Annotated in this window: 23 protein-coding genes; 8 read left to right on the top strand and 15 right to left on the bottom strand. The window is 60.7% G+C overall.

Going from position 1 to position 17,268, the window contains the following annotated elements; all coding sequences use genetic code 11:
* Positions 1-167: 167 nt before the first annotated feature.
* The 4 genes from AC1D35_RS08780 to AC1D35_RS08765 all read left to right on the top strand — a co-directional run bounded on the left by AC1D35_RS08780 (position 168) and on the right by AC1D35_RS08765 (position 3,629).
* Entirely contained in the window at positions 168-851 is a 684-nt protein-coding gene (locus AC1D35_RS08780; protein ID WP_477938521.1) for a glutathione S-transferase family protein, read from the top strand.
* 258 nt (positions 852-1,109) lie between these two features.
* Positions 1,110-1,517, top strand: coding sequence for a (R)-mandelonitrile lyase (locus AC1D35_RS08775; protein ID WP_477938520.1), 408 nt, complete (start codon positions 1,110-1,112; stop codon positions 1,515-1,517).
* Positions 1,517-2,500: an aldo/keto reductase gene (locus AC1D35_RS08770; RefSeq protein ID WP_113307659.1), complete on the top strand. Its 984-nt coding sequence runs from the start codon at positions 1,517-1,519 to the stop codon at positions 2,498-2,500. Before AC1D35_RS08775 ends, AC1D35_RS08770 begins: the two co-directional genes overlap by 1 nt.
* A 493-nt stretch (positions 2,501-2,993) precedes the next feature.
* The gene (locus AC1D35_RS08765) at positions 2,994-3,629 is read left to right on the top strand and encodes a DUF1062 domain-containing protein (protein WP_113307658.1); all 636 of its coding nucleotides are present in this window, start codon (positions 2,994-2,996) and stop codon (positions 3,627-3,629) included.
* Between the two features lie 70 nt (positions 3,630-3,699).
* Here the strand turns inward: AC1D35_RS08765 and AC1D35_RS08760 are convergent, their stop codons facing one another.
* From AC1D35_RS08760 to AC1D35_RS08750, 3 genes are all read right to left on the bottom strand, one after another.
* Entirely contained in the window at positions 3,700-4,221 is a 522-nt protein-coding gene (locus AC1D35_RS08760) for an NUDIX hydrolase (RefSeq protein WP_162748428.1), read from the bottom strand.
* Positions 4,222-4,393: 172 nt separating this feature from the next.
* Positions 4,394-5,398, bottom strand: coding sequence for an inorganic phosphate transporter (locus tag AC1D35_RS08755; RefSeq protein ID WP_113301503.1), 1,005 nt, complete (start codon positions 5,396-5,398; stop codon positions 4,394-4,396).
* Positions 5,398-6,042: a DUF47 domain-containing protein gene (locus tag AC1D35_RS08750; RefSeq protein WP_113301504.1), complete on the bottom strand. Its 645-nt coding sequence runs from the start codon at positions 6,040-6,042 to the stop codon at positions 5,398-5,400. The genes AC1D35_RS08755 and AC1D35_RS08750 overlap by 1 nt, the downstream gene beginning before the upstream one ends.
* A 113-nt stretch (positions 6,043-6,155) precedes the next feature.
* Between AC1D35_RS08750 and AC1D35_RS08745 the strand changes: the two genes are divergently transcribed.
* Positions 6,156-6,728 carry an NUDIX hydrolase gene (locus AC1D35_RS08745; RefSeq protein ID WP_113301505.1) on the top strand — a complete coding sequence of 191 codons (573 nt, stop codon included), beginning with the start codon at positions 6,156-6,158 and terminating at the stop codon, positions 6,726-6,728.
* A 176-nt stretch (positions 6,729-6,904) separates the two neighbouring features.
* Complete coding sequence (locus AC1D35_RS08740) at positions 6,905-7,351, top strand: hypothetical protein (RefSeq protein WP_477938519.1); 447 nt, start codon at positions 6,905-6,907, stop codon at positions 7,349-7,351.
* A gap of 18 nt (positions 7,352-7,369) precedes the next feature.
* Here AC1D35_RS08740 and AC1D35_RS08735 read toward each other — a convergent pair whose 3' ends face one another.
* The 9 genes from AC1D35_RS08735 to AC1D35_RS08695 all read right to left on the bottom strand — a co-directional run bounded on the left by AC1D35_RS08735 (position 7,370) and on the right by AC1D35_RS08695 (position 13,992).
* Complete coding sequence (locus tag AC1D35_RS08735; RefSeq protein WP_113307656.1) at positions 7,370-8,212, bottom strand: isocitrate lyase/PEP mutase family protein; 843 nt, start codon at positions 8,210-8,212, stop codon at positions 7,370-7,372.
* 111 nt (positions 8,213-8,323) lie between these two features.
* On the bottom strand, positions 8,324-9,085 hold the full coding sequence (locus tag AC1D35_RS08730) for an ABC transporter permease (protein ID WP_113307655.1): 762 nt from the start codon (positions 9,083-9,085) through the stop codon (positions 8,324-8,326).
* Positions 9,082-10,008: an ABC transporter ATP-binding protein gene (locus AC1D35_RS08725; protein WP_113307654.1), complete on the bottom strand. Its 927-nt coding sequence runs from the start codon at positions 10,006-10,008 to the stop codon at positions 9,082-9,084. Before AC1D35_RS08725 ends, AC1D35_RS08730 begins: the two co-directional genes overlap by 4 nt.
* Before the next feature lie 448 nt (positions 10,009-10,456).
* Entirely contained in the window at positions 10,457-11,038 is a 582-nt protein-coding gene (locus tag AC1D35_RS08720; protein WP_113307653.1) for a cation diffusion facilitator family transporter, read from the bottom strand.
* Positions 11,039-11,119: 81 nt separating this feature from the next.
* Positions 11,120-11,602 (bottom strand): GNAT family N-acetyltransferase, encoded by a 483-nt coding sequence (locus AC1D35_RS08715; protein WP_113307652.1) that lies wholly within the window; start codon positions 11,600-11,602, stop codon positions 11,120-11,122.
* Between the two features lie 92 nt (positions 11,603-11,694).
* The gene (locus tag AC1D35_RS08710; RefSeq protein ID WP_113301511.1) at positions 11,695-11,985 is read right to left on the bottom strand and encodes a hypothetical protein; all 291 of its coding nucleotides are present in this window, start codon (positions 11,983-11,985) and stop codon (positions 11,695-11,697) included.
* Between the two features lie 7 nt (positions 11,986-11,992).
* The gene (locus AC1D35_RS08705; protein ID WP_113301512.1) at positions 11,993-12,229 is read right to left on the bottom strand and encodes a hypothetical protein; all 237 of its coding nucleotides are present in this window, start codon (positions 12,227-12,229) and stop codon (positions 11,993-11,995) included.
* A gap of 400 nt (positions 12,230-12,629) precedes the next feature.
* Positions 12,630-13,565, bottom strand: a complete 936-nt coding sequence (locus AC1D35_RS08700; RefSeq protein ID WP_113307651.1) for a flagellin N-terminal helical domain-containing protein — start codon at positions 13,563-13,565, stop codon at positions 12,630-12,632.
* A 172-nt stretch (positions 13,566-13,737) separates the two neighbouring features.
* The gene (locus AC1D35_RS08695) at positions 13,738-13,992 is read right to left on the bottom strand and encodes a DUF982 domain-containing protein (RefSeq protein ID WP_113507724.1); all 255 of its coding nucleotides are present in this window, start codon (positions 13,990-13,992) and stop codon (positions 13,738-13,740) included.
* Between the two features lie 241 nt (positions 13,993-14,233).
* Between AC1D35_RS08695 and AC1D35_RS08690 the strand changes: the two genes are divergently transcribed.
* Positions 14,234-14,965 (top strand): Crp/Fnr family transcriptional regulator, encoded by a 732-nt coding sequence (locus tag AC1D35_RS08690; RefSeq protein ID WP_113307649.1) that lies wholly within the window; start codon positions 14,234-14,236, stop codon positions 14,963-14,965.
* A gap of 26 nt (positions 14,966-14,991) precedes the next feature.
* Here AC1D35_RS08690 and AC1D35_RS08685 read toward each other — a convergent pair whose 3' ends face one another.
* Positions 14,992-15,486, bottom strand: coding sequence for a sigma-70 family RNA polymerase sigma factor (locus AC1D35_RS08685; protein WP_113307648.1), 495 nt, complete (start codon positions 15,484-15,486; stop codon positions 14,992-14,994).
* A gap of 170 nt (positions 15,487-15,656) precedes the next feature.
* On the bottom strand, positions 15,657-16,052 hold the full coding sequence (locus AC1D35_RS08680) for a response regulator (RefSeq protein WP_477852135.1): 396 nt from the start codon (positions 16,050-16,052) through the stop codon (positions 15,657-15,659).
* Between the two features lie 206 nt (positions 16,053-16,258).
* On the opposite strand from AC1D35_RS08680, the gene AC1D35_RS08675 reads away from it, so the two are divergent.
* On the top strand, positions 16,259-16,615 hold the full coding sequence (locus tag AC1D35_RS08675) for a VOC family protein (protein ID WP_113307692.1): 357 nt from the start codon (positions 16,259-16,261) through the stop codon (positions 16,613-16,615).
* A 33-nt stretch (positions 16,616-16,648) separates the two neighbouring features.
* On the opposite strand, the gene AC1D35_RS08670 is transcribed toward AC1D35_RS08675, so the two are convergent.
* A complete protein-coding gene (locus tag AC1D35_RS08670) occupies positions 16,649-17,230 on the bottom strand; it encodes a GTPase domain-containing protein (protein ID WP_113307646.1) in 582 nt (193 codons plus the stop codon).
* Positions 17,231-17,268: the final 38 nt, after the last annotated feature.

The raw sequence follows: 17,268 nt of genomic DNA, 5'->3' as shown, positions 1-17,268 counted from the left end.
ATCAGATAAGGGATTATTATCAAACAATAGGTCGCATGCCATATCTTGGCAAGAAGCGCGGCCAACAGCTTTCCGCCCTTCCAACCTTGATGAGCAATCCCTCGGGCCCGGCGTCCTCTCGATCGAAGAGGCGCGCCTTCACGCCTGCCCAAAAGAGAGAGAATTCCATGAAAATCTATGACAGACCGGGCTTCCCCAACCCCATGCGCATCCGCATCGTGCTGGCGCAAAAGGGCCTGGATTCCGAAATCGAATTTGTCCCTGTCGACCTGATCGCCGCCGAACACAAGCAGCCGGCCTTCCTGGCGAAGAAMCCGTCCGGCGTGCTGCCGGTCCTGGAACTGGATGATGGCACGCTGATTTCCGAAAGCACGGCGATTACCGAATATCTCGACAATCTCGATGGCAAGCCGGAACTCACCGGCCGCACCCCACGGGAAAAGGCGCTGATCCATATGATGCAGCGCCGCGCCGAAGCCTTTGTCCTCGATCCTGTCGGCATCTTCTTCCATCACGCCACACCTGGTCTTGGACCAGCACTTCAGGCCTTTAAGAGCCCGCAATGGCCGGGCCGCACGGAAATGGGCGAGCGCGAGGGCGAGAAGGCGAAGGAAGGGCTGCGCTATTTCAACGAGATCCTCACTAGGCAACCCTTCCTGACAGGCGAGATCTATTCGATGGCCGACATTACCCTGCTCGCCGGCCTCGCCTTTGCCGAAGTCGCCGGTATCGTTCCGTCTGGCCTCGACGCGATGACGCAGTGGCAGGCACGCATGGCCGATCTGCCCGCCGTCAAGAACCGCAGCGGACAGAACTTCCTGCCTGAAGACCTGAAGCGCCTGGGTTTCTGAGCGCTGGTGCGGACACAGCCGCGATAGCTTAGCGCATCCACCACGACAGCGAAGGCCGGCGTCCGTTGGCGCCGGCTGGACCCCGCGTAAAACCTCCCCCGCGCGCGATGGTCAGGAAAGTGGCGATGTCGTCAAGACCGGCCCGGCCCATTCATAAGCTCCCCTAATAGGTTCATGCGCAACTTAGCGTCTAATCGCAGAACTGCGTAGCCGCTAAAAGGTCGACAGCAATTATGGTAGCAGACAAGGAGCTCCGACATGCAGATCAAGCGAAGCGGCTTTGCCCCTTCCGTTAGGGGACCGGAGGCCTATTTCACCGGAACCGTGCGTCTCGACTCCCGTTTCGACAGCGAAGACCCGGATCGCGTCGGCGGCGCCACGGTGACTTTCGAGCCCGGCGCGCGCACCGCATGGCACACTCACCCGCTCGGCCAGACGCTGATCGTCATTTCCGGCCTCGGCTGGGCGCAACGCGAGGGCGGCCYGGTGGAAGAGATCCGGCCGGGCGATATCGTCTGGTTCGCGCCCGGCGAAAAGCACTGGCACGGCGCCACGCCAACCACGGCCATGAGCCATATCGCCATCGCCGAAAAGCTCGACCGCAGCGCCGCCGACTGGATGGAAAAGGTCAGCGACGAACAATATCACCTGACGGAGATACGATAATGCAGAAGCGCAAACTCGGAACAGACGGCCCTGAAGTATCGGCCCTCGGCCTCGGCTGCATGGGCCTCAGCTACGGTTACGGCCCGGCAACGGACAGGCAGACGGCCATCACCCTCATCCGCACCGCCTTCGGCCGCGGCGTGACTTTCTTCGATACGGCCGAAGCCTATGCCCAGGGCGCCAATGAAGACCTGCTCGGCGAAGCGCTGGAACCCTTCCGCAACGAGGTGGTAATCGCCACCAAGTTCGGCTTTCGCGACGGCGATGTCAGCAAGGGACAGGACAGCCGGCCGGAGCGCATCCGCGCAGTGGCCGATGCTGCCCTGAAACGGCTGCGCACCGACTGCATCGATATCTTCTACCAGCACCGCGTCGATACCGAAGTGCCGATGGAAGATGTCGCCGGTGCCGTTAAGGATCTGATCGCTGCCGGCAAGGTCAAGCATTTCGGCATGTCCGAGGCCGGCGCAGGTTCGATCCGCCGCGCCCATGCGGTCCAGCCGGTCGCCGCCCTGCAGAGCGAATATTCGCTGTGGTGGCGCGAGCCCGAGAAGGAAATCCTGCCGCTGCTCGAGGAACTCGGCATCGGCTTCGTGCCCTTCAGCCCGCTCGGCAAGGGCTTCCTGACCGGCGCGATCACCGAGACCACCAGTTTCGACAAGACGGATTTCCGCAATGTCGTGCCGCGCTTTTCGGAGGAAAACCGCAAGGCAAACCAGGGCCTCGTATCAGTGCTATCAGGCATCGCCGCCGCCAAGCAGGCGACGTCGGCCCAGATCGCGCTCGCCTGGCTGCTGGCACAAAAGCCATGGATCGCGCCGATCCCCGGAACCACCAAGCTGCACCGGCTGGAAGAGAATATCGGCGGTGCGGCGATCGAGCTGACGGCGCAGGATCTGCAGGAGATCGAGGCGGCGCTGGCCGATGTCACCGTGCAGGGAGATCGCTACCCGGCGCACCTGCAGGCCCGCGTCGGCCGGTAAGTTGCCGGCCCTCGAAAGGAGTTGTCATGACCGACAATATCAAGGAAACACCGTCGTCATAACGCGTGTCGATATCAATGAGATCCTGTTCCGGCCGAGGGCGCAGGAGCTCTAATCCTTTCCTGACGTCAGCGGAAAGTTGCAAAAATGCCGCAATAGCGCAGCTTTCCCGCTGTGCCGCGGCTCACATCTCCCCCTCGCTGACATCATTTGCTATTCGTTCGCTCGAAGAGCATGGGCGCATCGAGGTAGATTTTGCCTAAGTAAGAACCGGTCTCAATCCAGTTTCACCCGTACTGCCGGATAGCCGCGGGCTATCGGCGTATGAATACGTTCATCGGGTGGTGGCAAGAGACCGGTTTGGCATTGTTCCGATCGCCAGCGCAGCTCCGCTGTCTCTGCTCTTCAGCCACCCAAAAGCATCGCCACTCCGCGCCTTCAAGGTTTTCTCTCGCGCCATCTTGGTGAACTTCCGAATGGAAGACCAAGACTTATGTGCTGTTCACTCAGGGTCCGATGGACCATTACGCCGAAAACTGCCCCCCAGCCCTGGATCGCATGTGGCGGATGCGGCGGATTGAGAGCCTTTCAATCCAGCGGCAAGATCCGGCTCAATGCCAATGGCCGCAAGCTGGATGCCTGGCTCATCTACAAATGCCTGGCCTGCGACAAGACCTGGAACCGGCCGCTCCTCGAGCGCCAGAACGTCCGCGACATCGATCCTGAGACCCTCGAAGCGCTGCAGTCCAACGATATCAAATGGATCCGGATGGAGAGCTTCAACCTCGATGCATTGAGGCGCAAGTCGCAGCGCGTCGACGAATTCCCGGAATTCGAAATCGCCAGAGAGGTCATGCGGGAAACAGCCGATTGGACGCGGCTGGAGATCGAATTGTTGGTGCCGTTGCCATCGGGTATGCGGCTCGACCGCCTGCTGGCGACCGAGCTGAAAGTCTCGCGCACGCGGCTCCAGACGCTCCACGGGAAAGGTCTGCTCCGGACGAATCCGGATCGTGCCGACGTTCTGCGGCGGCGTATCAGGACCGGCATCGAAGTGATGATCGACCTCGCGGCCGTCGCGGATCGCGAACTTTCCTGGGGACCTCTGGCGACCGGCAGTCCCCGCTAGCCTATAGGACGAAGGCCCGTATGCCGGGCCTTCGTCACCTCCTGGTATCCTCCGCCGCAACTGACGGCTGTCAGTGCGATGGCGGCGACCTGGCCAGCGACACCGCCGCGCCAGCCACCGGCCGCCGTCCGGCGATTCGGTGCGGCTTCAGCCGGTCCTGCGATGTCAGTGGATTGTCCGCATCGATGGACTGGAAAAGCGCCTGCAGTTCAGGCTCCTCGACAAGCAGGGCTGCCTCTGCCGGCGAAATCCAGATCTTCTGCCTCTGGGCGCGCTCCTGAAATTGATCGACCTCGTTTTTGAGCCTGAGCAGGTGGATAGAGACTGTCAGCGGCGTCTCACTGTCTTTCAGGTAGGTGTAGTAGCCAAGCGGCCTCTTCCTGACCTTGCCTACGATGCCAGCTTCTTCAAGCGCCTCGCGCTGAGCACAACGATAGGGCTTTTCCTTCCTCTCCAGATAGCCCTTCGGGATCACCCACCTTCCGGTATCGCGGCTGGTGATGAGCAGCACGCTCAGCCTTCCGCCGCGCTCGACCCGACAGCAGATGGCGCCGCACTGGTTGATCCCGCGGCTGCCTGCTCTAGCGGGCATTTTCGCACTCGATTCAGATGGATGCTCAGACAGATCCATTATCCGCTCGCTATCGCCTTCTCCTTGCTTGGGAAATAGAGCGCAACAGGTGATCGAAAATAGCAGCCCCTGAAATTGAGGTATCGAATGCGTGAAGCAGGCACCCCGGYGGATCGGGACGATGCCCCTGCTCTCAGCCGAACAGGCTCGCGATACCGTAGGAAGCGGCGGCGATGATTGCGGCTGCCGGCATGGTAATGATCCAGGCGATGACGATATTGCCTGCCACGCCCCAGCGCACGGCGGACAACCGCCGCGCCGCGCCGACACCGACGATCGCACCGGTGATCGTATGTGTCGTGGAGACGGGAATGCCGAGCCAGGTCGCGGCAAAGAGCGTCAGCGCCCCGCCGGTTTCGGCGCAGAAACCCTGCATCGGATTGAGCCGGGTGATCTTCGAGCCCATCGTATGAACGATCCGCCAGCCGCCGAACAGCGTGCCGAGCGCCATCGCCGACTGGCAGGAAATGACCACCCAGAGCGGCACATGGAAACTGCCGCCGAGATGCCCCTGGCTGAACAGCAGAATGGCGATGATGCCCATGGTCTTCTGCGCATCGTTGCCGCCATGGCCGAGCGAATAGAGCGAGGCCGAGATGAACTGCATGAAACGGAAGGTGCGGTCGACGGCAAAGGGCGTCTGGCGCACGAACATCCAGGAGACCACGAGAACGAAGAACAGCGCCAGGAAAAAGCCGATCGCCGGCGACAGGAAGATCGCGCCCACCGTCTTCAACAACCCGCTCCAGACGATCGAGCTGACGCCGACCTTCGCGAGCCCCGCTCCGACAAGCCCGCCGACCAGCGCATGCGACGACGATGAGGGTATGCCGAACAGCCAGGTGACGATGTTCCAGACGATCGCCCCCATCAGCGCCGCAAAGATCACCTGCGGCGAGACGATGGCCGGGTCGATGATGCCGGTGCCGAGCGTTTCGGCAACATGCAGGCCGAAGAACAGAAAGGCGATGAAATTGAAGAAGGCGGCCCATGCGACGGCATATTGCGGCCTCAGCACCCGGGTGGAGACGATCGTCGCTATCGAGTTTGCCGCATCATGCAGCCCGTTCAGAAAATCGAAGAACAGCGCCACACCGATCAGGCCGACCAGCAGCGGAAGGGAGAGAGAGGCTTCCATCAGACGTTCTCGATAACGACGCCGCTGATTTCGTTGGCCACGTCCTCGAACCGGTCGACGATCTTTTCCAGGTTGGAATAGATCTCGCTGCCGATCATGTAGGCCATGGCATTGCCGCTGGGCCCATGCCGGCGATAGAGGTCCTTCAGCCCTTCGTCATGCAGCTCGTCGGAGCGTCCCTCGACCCGGGTGATCTCCTCGGCAATCGCCGACAGCCGCGAGGCATTGGCGCCGATCTTGTCGAGCAGCCCGATCGCCTGCTGCATCAGGATCGCCGCCTTGATGATCTCGCCGCCCATTTCCCGCATCAGCGGATCGAAGCTCGACTGCTCGAAGAGCCGGATGATCTTCACCGTCTTGTGCATCATGTCGATCGCATCATCCATGGACTGGATCAGGTCCTTGATGTCACCGCGGTCGAAAGGCGTGATGAAGCTGCGGCGGATCGCCAGCAGCACCTCGCGGGTGATCTGGTCGGCCTCGTCCTCCAGCGCGACGATGCGGTCGCAATTCTCCTGAACCGCCTCGCCTTTCAGGAGCTTCTCCATCGCCTCGGCTGCTGCCACCACGGTTTTCGCATGCCTGGAGAACATATCGAAGAAGCGGTCCTCCCGCGGCATCATCTTGCGAAACACGCTCATCATCTCGGGCGATCCTTCCCTGTGCGAACGACTGTCCATAGGAGACTGTCATAAATCTGTCATAAAGCGTCGCAGGCAATTGATCGAAAAAGTAAAAATTGACAATGCTAGATGTCATGAAATCCAATAAAAAAGGCGCAAAACCCCGCGCCGGCACATCCCAGCCACTGCTGAAGCAACTTGCAGCTAGGCCCGAGAAGCTCTTCTCCGGCGCCTTTCGCCAGCAATATGGCGCGCTCTGCTTCCGTCGCGGGAATGCCGGCCACGATAACAAGAACCCCGCAAGCAAGAGTTCCGAGATCGAGATCCTCGTCGTCACGACGCGCGACAGCGGCCGATGGATCATTCCCAAGGGCTGGCCGATGAAAAAGAAGAAGCCGCACGAAGCGGCCGCCATCGAGGCGTGGGAGGAAGCCGGCGTGCGCGGAACGGTCAGCAAGCATCCCATTGGCCGCTACACCTATCTGAAGGAACTGGACGACGGTGACGTCGCTCCCTGCATCGTCGATATCTTCCAGATCGAGGTGGAGGCAGCACAAAGCGAATTCAGGGAGGTCGGCCAGCGCGTGCTGGACTGGGTCAGCCCCGATGAAGCGGCACGGCGCGTGCGCGAACTCGAACTGAAATCCTTGCTCGTCGATTTCCGCCCCCGGCACGGCAAACAGAAACAGCGCAAGAAGAATGGTTGATTGGCAGGCATCCGGGTTCTGTTATCTCGCACTTACAACCATCACCTGTTTGACGCCGGGCCGCCATCATAAAGCGGCGGATAAGCCGCAATTCGAGCCCAGCTTCGCGCAACTGGCAGGAATTGGCCTGCCCGAATGGGGAAACACCGATGCCCGGAGCATCATCGAGCGCGTGCATGCAAACAGGCTTCCATGCGATTTTCATCCTGTTGGTCCTCTGCCTGCGGCCAGCAGTCGGGATGCCGCGATGTCCTCCGCAGAATGAGCTGCTGGCAAAGGCGAAGGTGGTGGTCGAGGCCAGGGTGAAATCGCTTTTCATCGGCGAATCCGGTTTGGTCGTGACGGACGAATTCCCGACCYGGATGATCCGGGCGGATCTGGAGATCAGGAGGGTCATTAAAGGCGAATTCGCCGGAAAGGAGGTGACGATGTATGGGGCAATGTTTCCCCCAGGACCGTACCGGGAGTTGAGCCTGATGGCATTAGTGGCCGGGTATGACGGTCACGACACCTTCGAGTGGGAGCTCTCATCTTACGAGCTCGGCGATACCGGCATGTCGCTCTTCGTAATGAGCGACTGCATATACTACAAATTTCCCGACCTCATCACCAATCCGCAATGAGAGGCCATCGATGCTGCCCTACTGCCGGTCGCCCTGCTTCTCCTGCGACATGAGCTGGCTGAGCGTGGCTGCCGGGATCGCATCGGCGGCGTAGGTGAAGGTGCCCGACGATTTCACCTCCTCGGCCGCCCGCAGCAGTGCACCAAGTGCCGCGCGTGCAAAAGAGCCGCCCACGCTCACACGGCGCACGCCAGCAGCCGAAAGTTCGGCAACGCTGTAGCGCGGCCCTTTCAGGCCCATCACCACGTTGACGGGTTTGTCGACGGCGGCGCACACCGTGCGGATCGCTTCGATATCAGGCAGCCCGGGCGCATAGAGCACATCGGCGCCGGCTGCCGAGAAAGCCTGCAGCCGCCGGATCGTGTCATCGAGGTCGGGTCGGTTCCAAAGAAAATTCTCTGCCCTCGCCGTCAGCAGGAAAGGCAGTGTCCGCGACGCTTCCGCAGCGGCCTGCACCCGTTCGGCGGCCTGCGACAGATCATAGATTGGCCTTGCCGGATCGCCGGTGGCATCTTCGATCGATCCGCCGACAAGACCGACTTCGGATGCAAGCCGGATCGTCTCGGCACAGATTTCGGGCGCCGCACCAAACCCGTCTTCGAGATCGGCCGAGACGGGAAGATCGGTTGCGCCGACGATCTCGGCGGCATTGTCGAGGATCTCGCCCCGCGTCAGACTCGCAAAGGAATCCCGCTTGCCTTTCGAAAAGGCATAACCGGCGCTGGTCGTCGCCAGGGCCTCGAAACCGAGGCTCGTCAGAATCCGTGCCGAGCCGGCATCCCACGGGTTCGGAATGACGAATGCCTCATCCCGGTAGTGCAATGCCTTCAGCCGCTCGAACTTCGCCTGTTGCTCCGCCACGACTCTCCTCCTCCGCAAATGACAGCGAGGCCAGACTAGCAGTCGCGAACAAAATGTGAACGATTTTGTACCGCCTGACCGGATTTTGTTCGGTGGCTGTCGCCCGCCCGCTCAGTTGCGCAGCCTGTATCCCGTCTTGAAGATCCAGCCGAGCGTGCTCAGGCAAATCACCAGAAACAGCGAGATCATCCCGAGGCTGACCAGCGGGTTGACGTCGGCAATCCCGAAGAAGCTCCAGCGGAAGCCGCTGACGAGATAAAGCACCGGATTGAGATGGCTGACGGCCTGCCAGAAGGGCGGCAGCATGGTGATCGAGTAGAAGCTGCCGCCGAGGAAGGTGAGCGGCGGAACGACCAGCATGGGGATGAGGTTCAACTGCTCGAAATTCGTCGCCCAGATGCCGATCATGAAGCCGAACAGGCTGAAGCTGATCGCCGTCAAAAGAAAGAACAGCACCATCATGAACGGATGTTCGATCCGGACATCGACGAAGATATTGGCCGTCACCAGGATGATGACGCCGATCAGCAGCCCCTTGGTGGCCGCCGCCCCGACATAACCGATCAGGATCTCCGTCATCGCGACGGGGGCTGACAGGATCTCGTAGATCGTGCCGGTGAATTTCGGAAAATAGATGCCGAAGGAGCCATTGCCGATGCACTGGCCGAGCAGGGTCAGCATGATGAGGCCGGGCGTGATGAAGGCACCGTAGGAGACGCCCTCCACCTGCTGGATGCGCGAGCCGATGGCGGCACCGAAGACGATGAAATAGAGCGAGGTGGAAATGACGGGCGAAATGACGCTCTGCAGCAGCGTGCGCCGGGTCCGCGCCATCTCGAAATAATAGATCGACTTGATCGCTTCGAAGTTCATCTTGCGCCTCCTACCAGCGATACGAAGATGTCTTCGAGCGAGCTCTGGCGCGTCGAGAGATCCCGGAAATGGATGTTGTTTTGCCCGAGCCGCGTCAAAAGCGATGCGACGCTTTCATGCTCGTTGTGGGTGTCGAATTCATAGACCAGCCGGTTGCCCTCGGCCTCGATCGACAGGCCGTTGCCGGCAAAGCAGTCCGGCAGTTTTTCGAGCGCTTCGTTGAGTTCGAGGATGAGTTGCTTGCGGCCGAGCTTGGCCATCAGCGCCTGCTTGTCTTCGACGAGCAGCAGCTCGCCGCCGTTGATGACGCCGACGCGGTCGGCGATTTCTTCCGCCTCTTCGATGTAGTGCGTCGTCAGGATGATGGTGACGCCCTCGCCCCGCAGCCGCTCGACGACATGCCACATATCCTTGCGCAGCGTCACGTCCACGCCGGCTGTCGGCTCGTCGAGGAAGAGGATGGACGGTTCGTGCGACAGCGCCTTGGCGATCAGCACGCGCCGCTTCATGCCGCCCGAGAGCTGGCGCAGCGTATTGTCCTTCTTGTCCCAGAGAGACAGGTCGCGCAGCACCTTCTCGATATGGGCGGGGTTGGCCTTCTTGCCGTGCAAACCGCGCGAAAAGCTGACCGTATTCCACACCGTCTCGAACTGGTCGGTGGTCAGCTCCTGCGGCACCAGGCCGATCAGCGTGCGCGTGGCGCGGAAATCCTTGACCACGTCATGGCCGTCGACCACGACCGTGCCGCCGCTCGGATTGGCGATGCCGCAGATGATCGAGATCAGCGTCGTCTTGCCCGCCCCATTCGGCCCGAGCAGCGCTAGGATTTCGCCACGCTCGATCTCGATGTTGACGCCCTTCAGCGCCTGGAAGCCATTTGCATAGGTCTTGGTGAGATTTTGGACGGAAATGATTGGTGCCATGGGGCTCTTTGCGGATATCAGGTCAATTCGCCCGCTATATAGCCCCTTTGTGAAACTTTGACATCCCGAGGGGCCTGAACACTGAATTCACACCATCGGCCTATCCACCAATAATGTCGGGCATCGGATGCCTATCCACAGGCCAAATCAGCCGATGAAAAGAAAGTCGTCTCCCGGCTCCCGATGTCATCAATCGGTGATGTTCGTCCCGCATAAAAACACGCGAGGACAGCACCGGCTCCCGCCCGCCGCCACCCCTTTGCGGAGCCGCCCTCTCGGCGATCTCGTTACGCCCTTTCTGCTGTCCTCGGCATTGTAGTGAAATTTATTATCAGTCACGAAATGCCAGGAACCGGCCAGTATCCTCTGTTCAGCCGCGTTCGTCTAAGCCGGCCCTAGGCCGGCTTTCTTTTTTCTGCGTGTCGGCCGCTTCGTTCGAAAACGCAGCTTAAGGCACAGCCTCATGCTCCTCCCGCGCCGCCTCCCAGACTTCCTTCGCCGTATCGAGGTTCATCAAGGCAATGGCAAGTCCGACGAGGAGATCGGGCCAGATCGAATGCCAGAGATAGGCCGTCACCAGACCAGCGGCGATGATGGCGACATTGGCGGCCGCATCGTTGCGGGCCGACAGAAATGCCGCCCGCGTCAGCGAGCCGGCGGCATGGCGGTGGGCGGCAAGGATATAGGCGCCGAAGAGATTGACGGCGAGCGCACCAAGTCCCGCAAGCGACAGCGGCAAAGGCAGCGGCGGCACCGGATGAGCAATCTTGCCCCATGCCATCAGCAGGAAGGCAAGCGCCGGCACCAGCAGGATGCCCGCCATGCCCATGCCGACCCGCGCCCGATTCTTTGCCGACCATGCCATGGCGAAGAAGATCAGCAGATTGACCGAAGCATCTTCGAGGAAATCCACGCTGTCGGCGAGCAGCGAGACGGAACCGATCGCCAGCGCCACGGCAAATTCCACGCCGAAATAGCCGAGATTCAGGAGCGCAACCGTCATGACGGTGCGTCTCAATGTCTGCTCCATGGTGCTGTTCCCCTACCCGAATCCGGCCAGACCTCGTGAATACCCCTCCGACAGGATGGCTGCCCGGTCTTGTTCCGCAGCCTAGAGATCCCTGAACATCACGAGCGCATCGACATAGCCGAGATCAGGATGATTGAACGCCCCCGGAAGCCGCCCGACCACCTGGAAATCGAGTGACTGCCAGAGCCGCACTGCCCGCTCGTTCGAACTGACGACGAAATTGAACTGCATGGCCCGGAAGCCGCGCTGGCGCGCATGGGCAAGCGAGTGCTGGTGCATGATGCGCGCGACACCCTGGCCCGCCGCTTCGCGCGCGGTCATATAGCCGCAATTGCAGACGTGATTGCCGCCGCCGGCTTGATTGGCCCTGATATAGTAGGTGCCGATGATGCTGCCGCCGTCATCGGCGACGAAGGTTTCCTTGTCGGAGCCGAGCCAGTAGTCGAGCGCATCGGCCTCGCTCATGTTGCGATCGAGCGTATAGGTTTCGCCCGCCCGGACGACAGGTTCCAGGATCGCCCAGATGGCGCTGCGGTCTTCGGCTTTGGCAGGTCGGATCAACATGGCCTGATGTTTGCACGACCAGATGGCGCTCCGCAACTGCGGCATGGCGCCTGAAGAGGGCAGCGGAACAAGAAGACGTGGAGGGATCTGCTTCAGTCGTTGACGCTCTCGAGGATATCGTCGAGCAGCCGCTCGGCATAGCGCATCGTCTCGAATTGCTCTTCCGGCGACAGCTTGTGTGCAACGCATTCCGCCCGGATGGCTGTTCTCAGCTTCGCCAGTAGGGCCGCCTGTTCATAGGGCGTGAAGGCGCTGTCGCGGACGGTGATCTTCGCGATCGTTTCCAGAATGGCGATCCTCCCCTCCACCTGCCTTGTCGAGCCGACATAGAACGGCCGCTGCGACCGGAGGTTTCGGCGCGGGAATGTTACGACATTGCTCATGGTGCCCTCACAGGGCCGGCGTCTTGAAATCGGAACCTGACAGCATGGTGTGCAGCTTGTGCTCGCTGTCGGCGCCCTGCCGGTAAAGGTCGATTGTTATGCGGGCGAGTTCACGCGCCTCTGTGCAGTCGCGTGACCAGCCGCGCTCGGCGCAAAGCTTGTCGAAGGCCTTTTGCACGATCGCAAGCTCCACAGCACCGATCCAGCGGTCCACAGGTGCATCCGTTATAATCTTCGGTTGCATGATCTCCTCCCGATCGCTCCATAAAGATGCTGCCAAACGCATGAAGGAGAAGAGAGTTCCACACAAAATGCAGGACGCAAAAAGAATCCCGGCAGGCGCTGGAAAAGGCTGGTTTCGGGGTCTGCCGTGCGGCATCGACTCGCGCAAAATGGAAAAACCGACGCGCTGGGAACCGCCTTACCGGGTGCGCGCGGCTACTGTTCGGGAAACCACAAACGCAACCTACAATCGTCATGGCAGTCTATGTCAACGCGAAAGGTCAGCCCGCTCTCTGCTCGACGAGGCGCTGCCACAACAAGCTCCATGTCATTCTTCCGCCCTCGTGCCTGCACGAGGAGGGAATGAGGACCTGCTAAACCTCTACGTTCTTCACGCTGCGCCTCGTTAAACTGCACCCAGTTTAACCGCGGAACAGCGACAGAATGTTCTGCGGCGCGCTGTTGGCGATGGAGAGCGATTGCACGGCCAGCTGCTGCTGCGTCTGCAGCGCCGACAGCCGGGATGACTCCGCCTCCATATTGGCATCGACCAGCCGGCCGACGCCGCTGTCGACGGAATCGCCGAGCTTGGAGACGAAATCCTCCTGCATGGCGATGCGCTTCTGCAGCGAGCCGAGCTCGGAAGCCGTGGCAACCATCTGGCCCAACGCCTGCTCCACATCCTGCAGCGCGTTGCCGATGCCGCCTGACGTGGTGAGCGTCGTGATGTCGAGCGCGTAGACCGACTGGCCGGATAACTTTCCAGCACTCGTGCCGAGTATGCCCTCATTGAGATTTTCGAGGCTGCCGCCGGTCGCCCAGGCACCGAACATGGTATTCGAATCAGTGAGATTGCTGCTCCTGGCAACGTAATCCGTCAGCGTCACCTTCACGTTGCCATTGCCGTCGCGCACGAAGGAGGACACGACCGAGCGGGTCGTCAGGTCGATGGCGATCATCCAGTTCTCGCCGGAGAAGGAGGCCGATCGGGCGATGCTCAGCAACTGATCCTGCAGCTGGTCGATCTCTTCCTGCACCTTGCTTTTGTCGACGCCCTTCTCCGAAGCGGCGACGAGCTTTGCCTTGATCTCGCTTACCACGTCCACGGCGCTCGACATCGCGGTATAGGCCGTGTCTACCTTGGCCGCACCAAGGCCCAGTGCATCCGAAACTGCCGAGAGCGCCTTGTTGTCCGAACGCATGGTTGTGGCGATCGACCAGTAGGCGGCGTTGTCGGCCGCCTTGTCGATCCTGTATCCCGAGGAGACGCGATGCTGCGTATCCTGAAGGCTGCCGTTCACGTTGCGAAGTGTCTGAAGTGCGCCAATGGCGGAATTGTTCGTGATGATCGACGACATCAAAAGCTCTGTTATTCAACGAGAAAGCGATCATTGGACAGGAGAATCGATGCGTCATGCACCCGGAAGATGAAGGAACTTATCGGCGGAACAGGGTTAACAATTCCTTGCTAAATTACCTCTTGATTTGATGGCCGACCACACCACCTGCCCTCATCAGGCGACGGCAATGTCAGGCTTCGTCCTCACTCGACCAGTTGACGCCTGCGGCATCCGCCGCTTCGATGAAGGCTTCCCGCGCCTCGTCGGGCAGAAGCTGGCCTTCCGAGACGGCCGCGAAGGAGGCCAGAGCATGCTCGAAGGCCAGACCGTGGGTGACTGGCCATCTCTCGGCAAGGAGCGCTGCCGCATGGCCCGTACCACGCACGGTAATCGGGTTCACCTGGCCCGGAAGCCGGATATGCAACGGTGTGGTCCAATCTGACATGATGAATAGCGGGCTGCCCTGGATCGACTGTTTCCGCGCAGCGAACGCGGCGACCAGAACAAAGTTCCGGCCCAAGCGCTCCAACTGCCTCAAACAGGATCACCATTTGGTGACAAGTCTGGAGCCTCCGGAGCGCGTAAGTTGAACGGCGATAGCCATTCCCACCAGAATCACCGCCGAATTCCGCTGCGACCGGGAACTTCAACGACAGTCCGGAGTCTTGAGACTGAAGAGGAAGATCATGGACAAGGCGCTTTATACGGTGGGCAACAACATATTGCTCGGAAGGATGGACGAGGAGGCCAGACGGCACCTCGCCCCTTACCTGGAGCCGCTTGCCCTGCCGCGGGGCTTTGCGCTTTCTGCCCTGGGTCAGCAGGTGAAACATTGCTATTTCATCGAGGACGGCATTGCCTCGATCATCGCGAGATCGGCGGGCGAACGATCGAGCGAGGTCGGCATTGTCGGGCGCGAAGGCATCGTGCCGCTGACGCCGATCCTAGACAGCACGCACGCGACCTTCGACATTTTCATGCAGGTGGAAGGGCACGGTTCGCGCATCGCCGTGGACCCATTGCGGGAAGCGCTGGAGGTCGTGCCGTCGCTCCGCAGGCTCCTGAACCGCTATGTCCAGACCTTCATCGTCCAGGCGGCCTCCACCTCGCTTGCCAATGCCAATCATTCCATCGAGGCGCGGTTGGCGCGATGGATCCTGATGTGCCACGACCGCCTCGACGGCGACCACATCGGCCTCACACACGAGTTCCTGGCCCTGATGCTCTCGGTAAGACGTGCCAGCATCACCACCGCGCTGCATGAGCTGGAAGGCCGGCAACTCATCTGGTCGGAGCGGAGCATGGTCGCTGTCCGCAACCGGACGGGCCTCGAAGAATTTGCCGGTGATTCCTATGGTCGCGCTGAGCAGGAATATCGCCGGCTGATCGGCGAACTGAAACAGCGGGATACCGTTTAGCGATTATAGGCTGGCGATAATGCGGCCTAATGATAATAGCCGATATCGTGCGCAATGCGTTGGCGGGCGCGGTTCACCCGGCTTTTGATGGTGCCAACAGGGCAATGGAAACGGTTCGCCGCTTCCTCATAGGAGCGCCCGTCCACGAAGACGAAGGAAAACGCGGCGCGGTATGGCTCCGGCAGGTGTCCGCAGGCAGCTTCCAGCTCATGGCCGCGCAGATGCCATTCCTGGTCGGCCGGCACGCTACCCTGTGATGAGACGCACTCATCCGAACCGAGCGTTTCGCGCTGTTCGATCCGGAAGCGCGTGCAGAAGGCATTGCGCATGATCGTGAACAGCCAGGACTTCATCCTCGTGCCCTGTTTGAACTGCTCGATATTGCCGAGCGCCCTGACGAGCGTTTCCTGCACAAGATCGTCCGCATCCGTGGATGTCCGGTAAAAAGTGCGGGCAAATGCCCTGAGCGCTGGAATGAGCGTGACCACTTCCGCTTGAAGAATTTCGGGGGAATGTTTCATGTCCAGCTCCCTGGCCCTCGGTATGGAGGGCCTCGATACGGATAACCCTTAATATCGAGGGTCTCCGATGCTCAGGGAAAGGGATGCAGCTCCTGTTCGTTCCATAACCTGATGTCTTGGTACGATACCGCACAATAGGCATGCTGACGGCATTCGAAGCCGGGCGAACCTCAGTCGCCGTTTTCGCGCGGTGCAAAGAGCGCCTTGGCGATCTCGGCAAGTGCGGTGAGGCTCTCGGTGAGACGGTAGCCACCGTATTTCGCGGCAATATCCGCGTCGACATGAGACAGCGCAAAAACAAAGGGTATTCCGGCATCCTGCAGCCGCTCGGCGAGCGGAAACACCGTCTCGCCCTCGAGGCGGATATCCAGAATGGCGCCGTCGATCCTGATAATATTAAGCAGCGCCAGGCCGATCTCCACTGACGACGCAGGCCCGACGATGACGACGCCGGCCTGCTCCAGCGCAAGCCGCACTTCGTCGGCAACCAGATCACCGCTCTCGACAATGAGCAGATGCTTTCCCGCCAGGAGCCTGAGATCGCCGATCTCCATCCATCCCCGCAATCGCCTCATCCCCCGGGATCATGCCCGGGATCAGGCTGAGTGTCCCTAACTGCTCACCACGGCAATGGTTTCCGGCGCAAGTCAGGATATCTGGCGGGCTTGTGGCAAGGCAGACAAAATCGGCCTGTTCCGGCCGGACGCGCCATGGCAGACTCCGCCGCGAGTGCCTTGCAGGCGCATCGAACGAGACGTCATGGGAGGCTGTCGTGCCACTGAACCGATTGGTGATCTATGCTGGCGATATCGAGGAGACGGCCACATTCTACGAGACGCATTTCGGCTTCAAGCCCATGCAATTGCCTGGCGACCGGATCGTCGAGCTGGTCTCGCAGGATGGCGGCGCCAACATCATGCTGCATCAGGCCGCAAAGAGGCAGCGCAGCGGCCAGTCAACCGTCAAGCTGGTTTTCGATGTCAGGGATATCGAGGCATTCTGCGCCGAATGCGCCGGAAATGGTTTGATATTCGGGCCGGTCCACAAGGCGGACGGCTATGTCTATGCCAACGCCAAAGACCCGTGCCAGAATCCGATCCAGGTTTCCAGCAGGGCCTTTCGGACCTGATGTTGAGGACGTGCTGAAGCGTCGGCCGCGCGTTTAGCTGCGGAGGTGGCTCGAGAGAGCCTGCACATGCCGATGAACAGCATCCGCACTCACCTCTGCCGACATGGCGGTGACGTCGAGGTTGAGCGTATTCGCATGCTCGGGGTCGAGCACCTCCAAGGTCCCGCTCCGCTCCCGCGAGGCCTCGGCATTCACCGATTTCAGCCGCTCGCGCCGTTCCGGTATCGCGACACGCCGCGCCAGCTCCTCCGCCTCGCAGAAAAGCCGCACCGGCACCAGCAGCGATCCCCGCTTCTCGGCGGCATCGGCAATTTGCCGGAAGGTGCGATGGCTGCGCTCGTCGCCCTGAATGCCGGCATGGGTGAAGATGAAATTGTCTGACGGCGCGCAGAAAGTCACGATCGTATCCAGCACCGTCTGCCGCACCCTGCCCGTCTGCTCCCATATCTCCGCCGGCAGCGGCTTTGCCGGATCGTGGTCGAGGACGCCGAGCACTGGATTGTTGACCCAGTGATTGTCGATGATTTTCGCTGAAAACAGTGGGCTCAGCCGCTTGGCGATGGTGAACTTGCCCGTGCCCGGAAAGCCGATGAGCAGGAGGAAAATGCCGGTCATGATGGTGCGACTTTGAAAATATTGCTTACGCTATGCCG

Source organism: Rhizobium sp. P1_E6, from assembly GCF_056405875.1.
The sequence above is the reverse complement of the archived record's forward strand: the minus strand, read 5'-3'. Positions and strand labels throughout refer to the sequence as shown.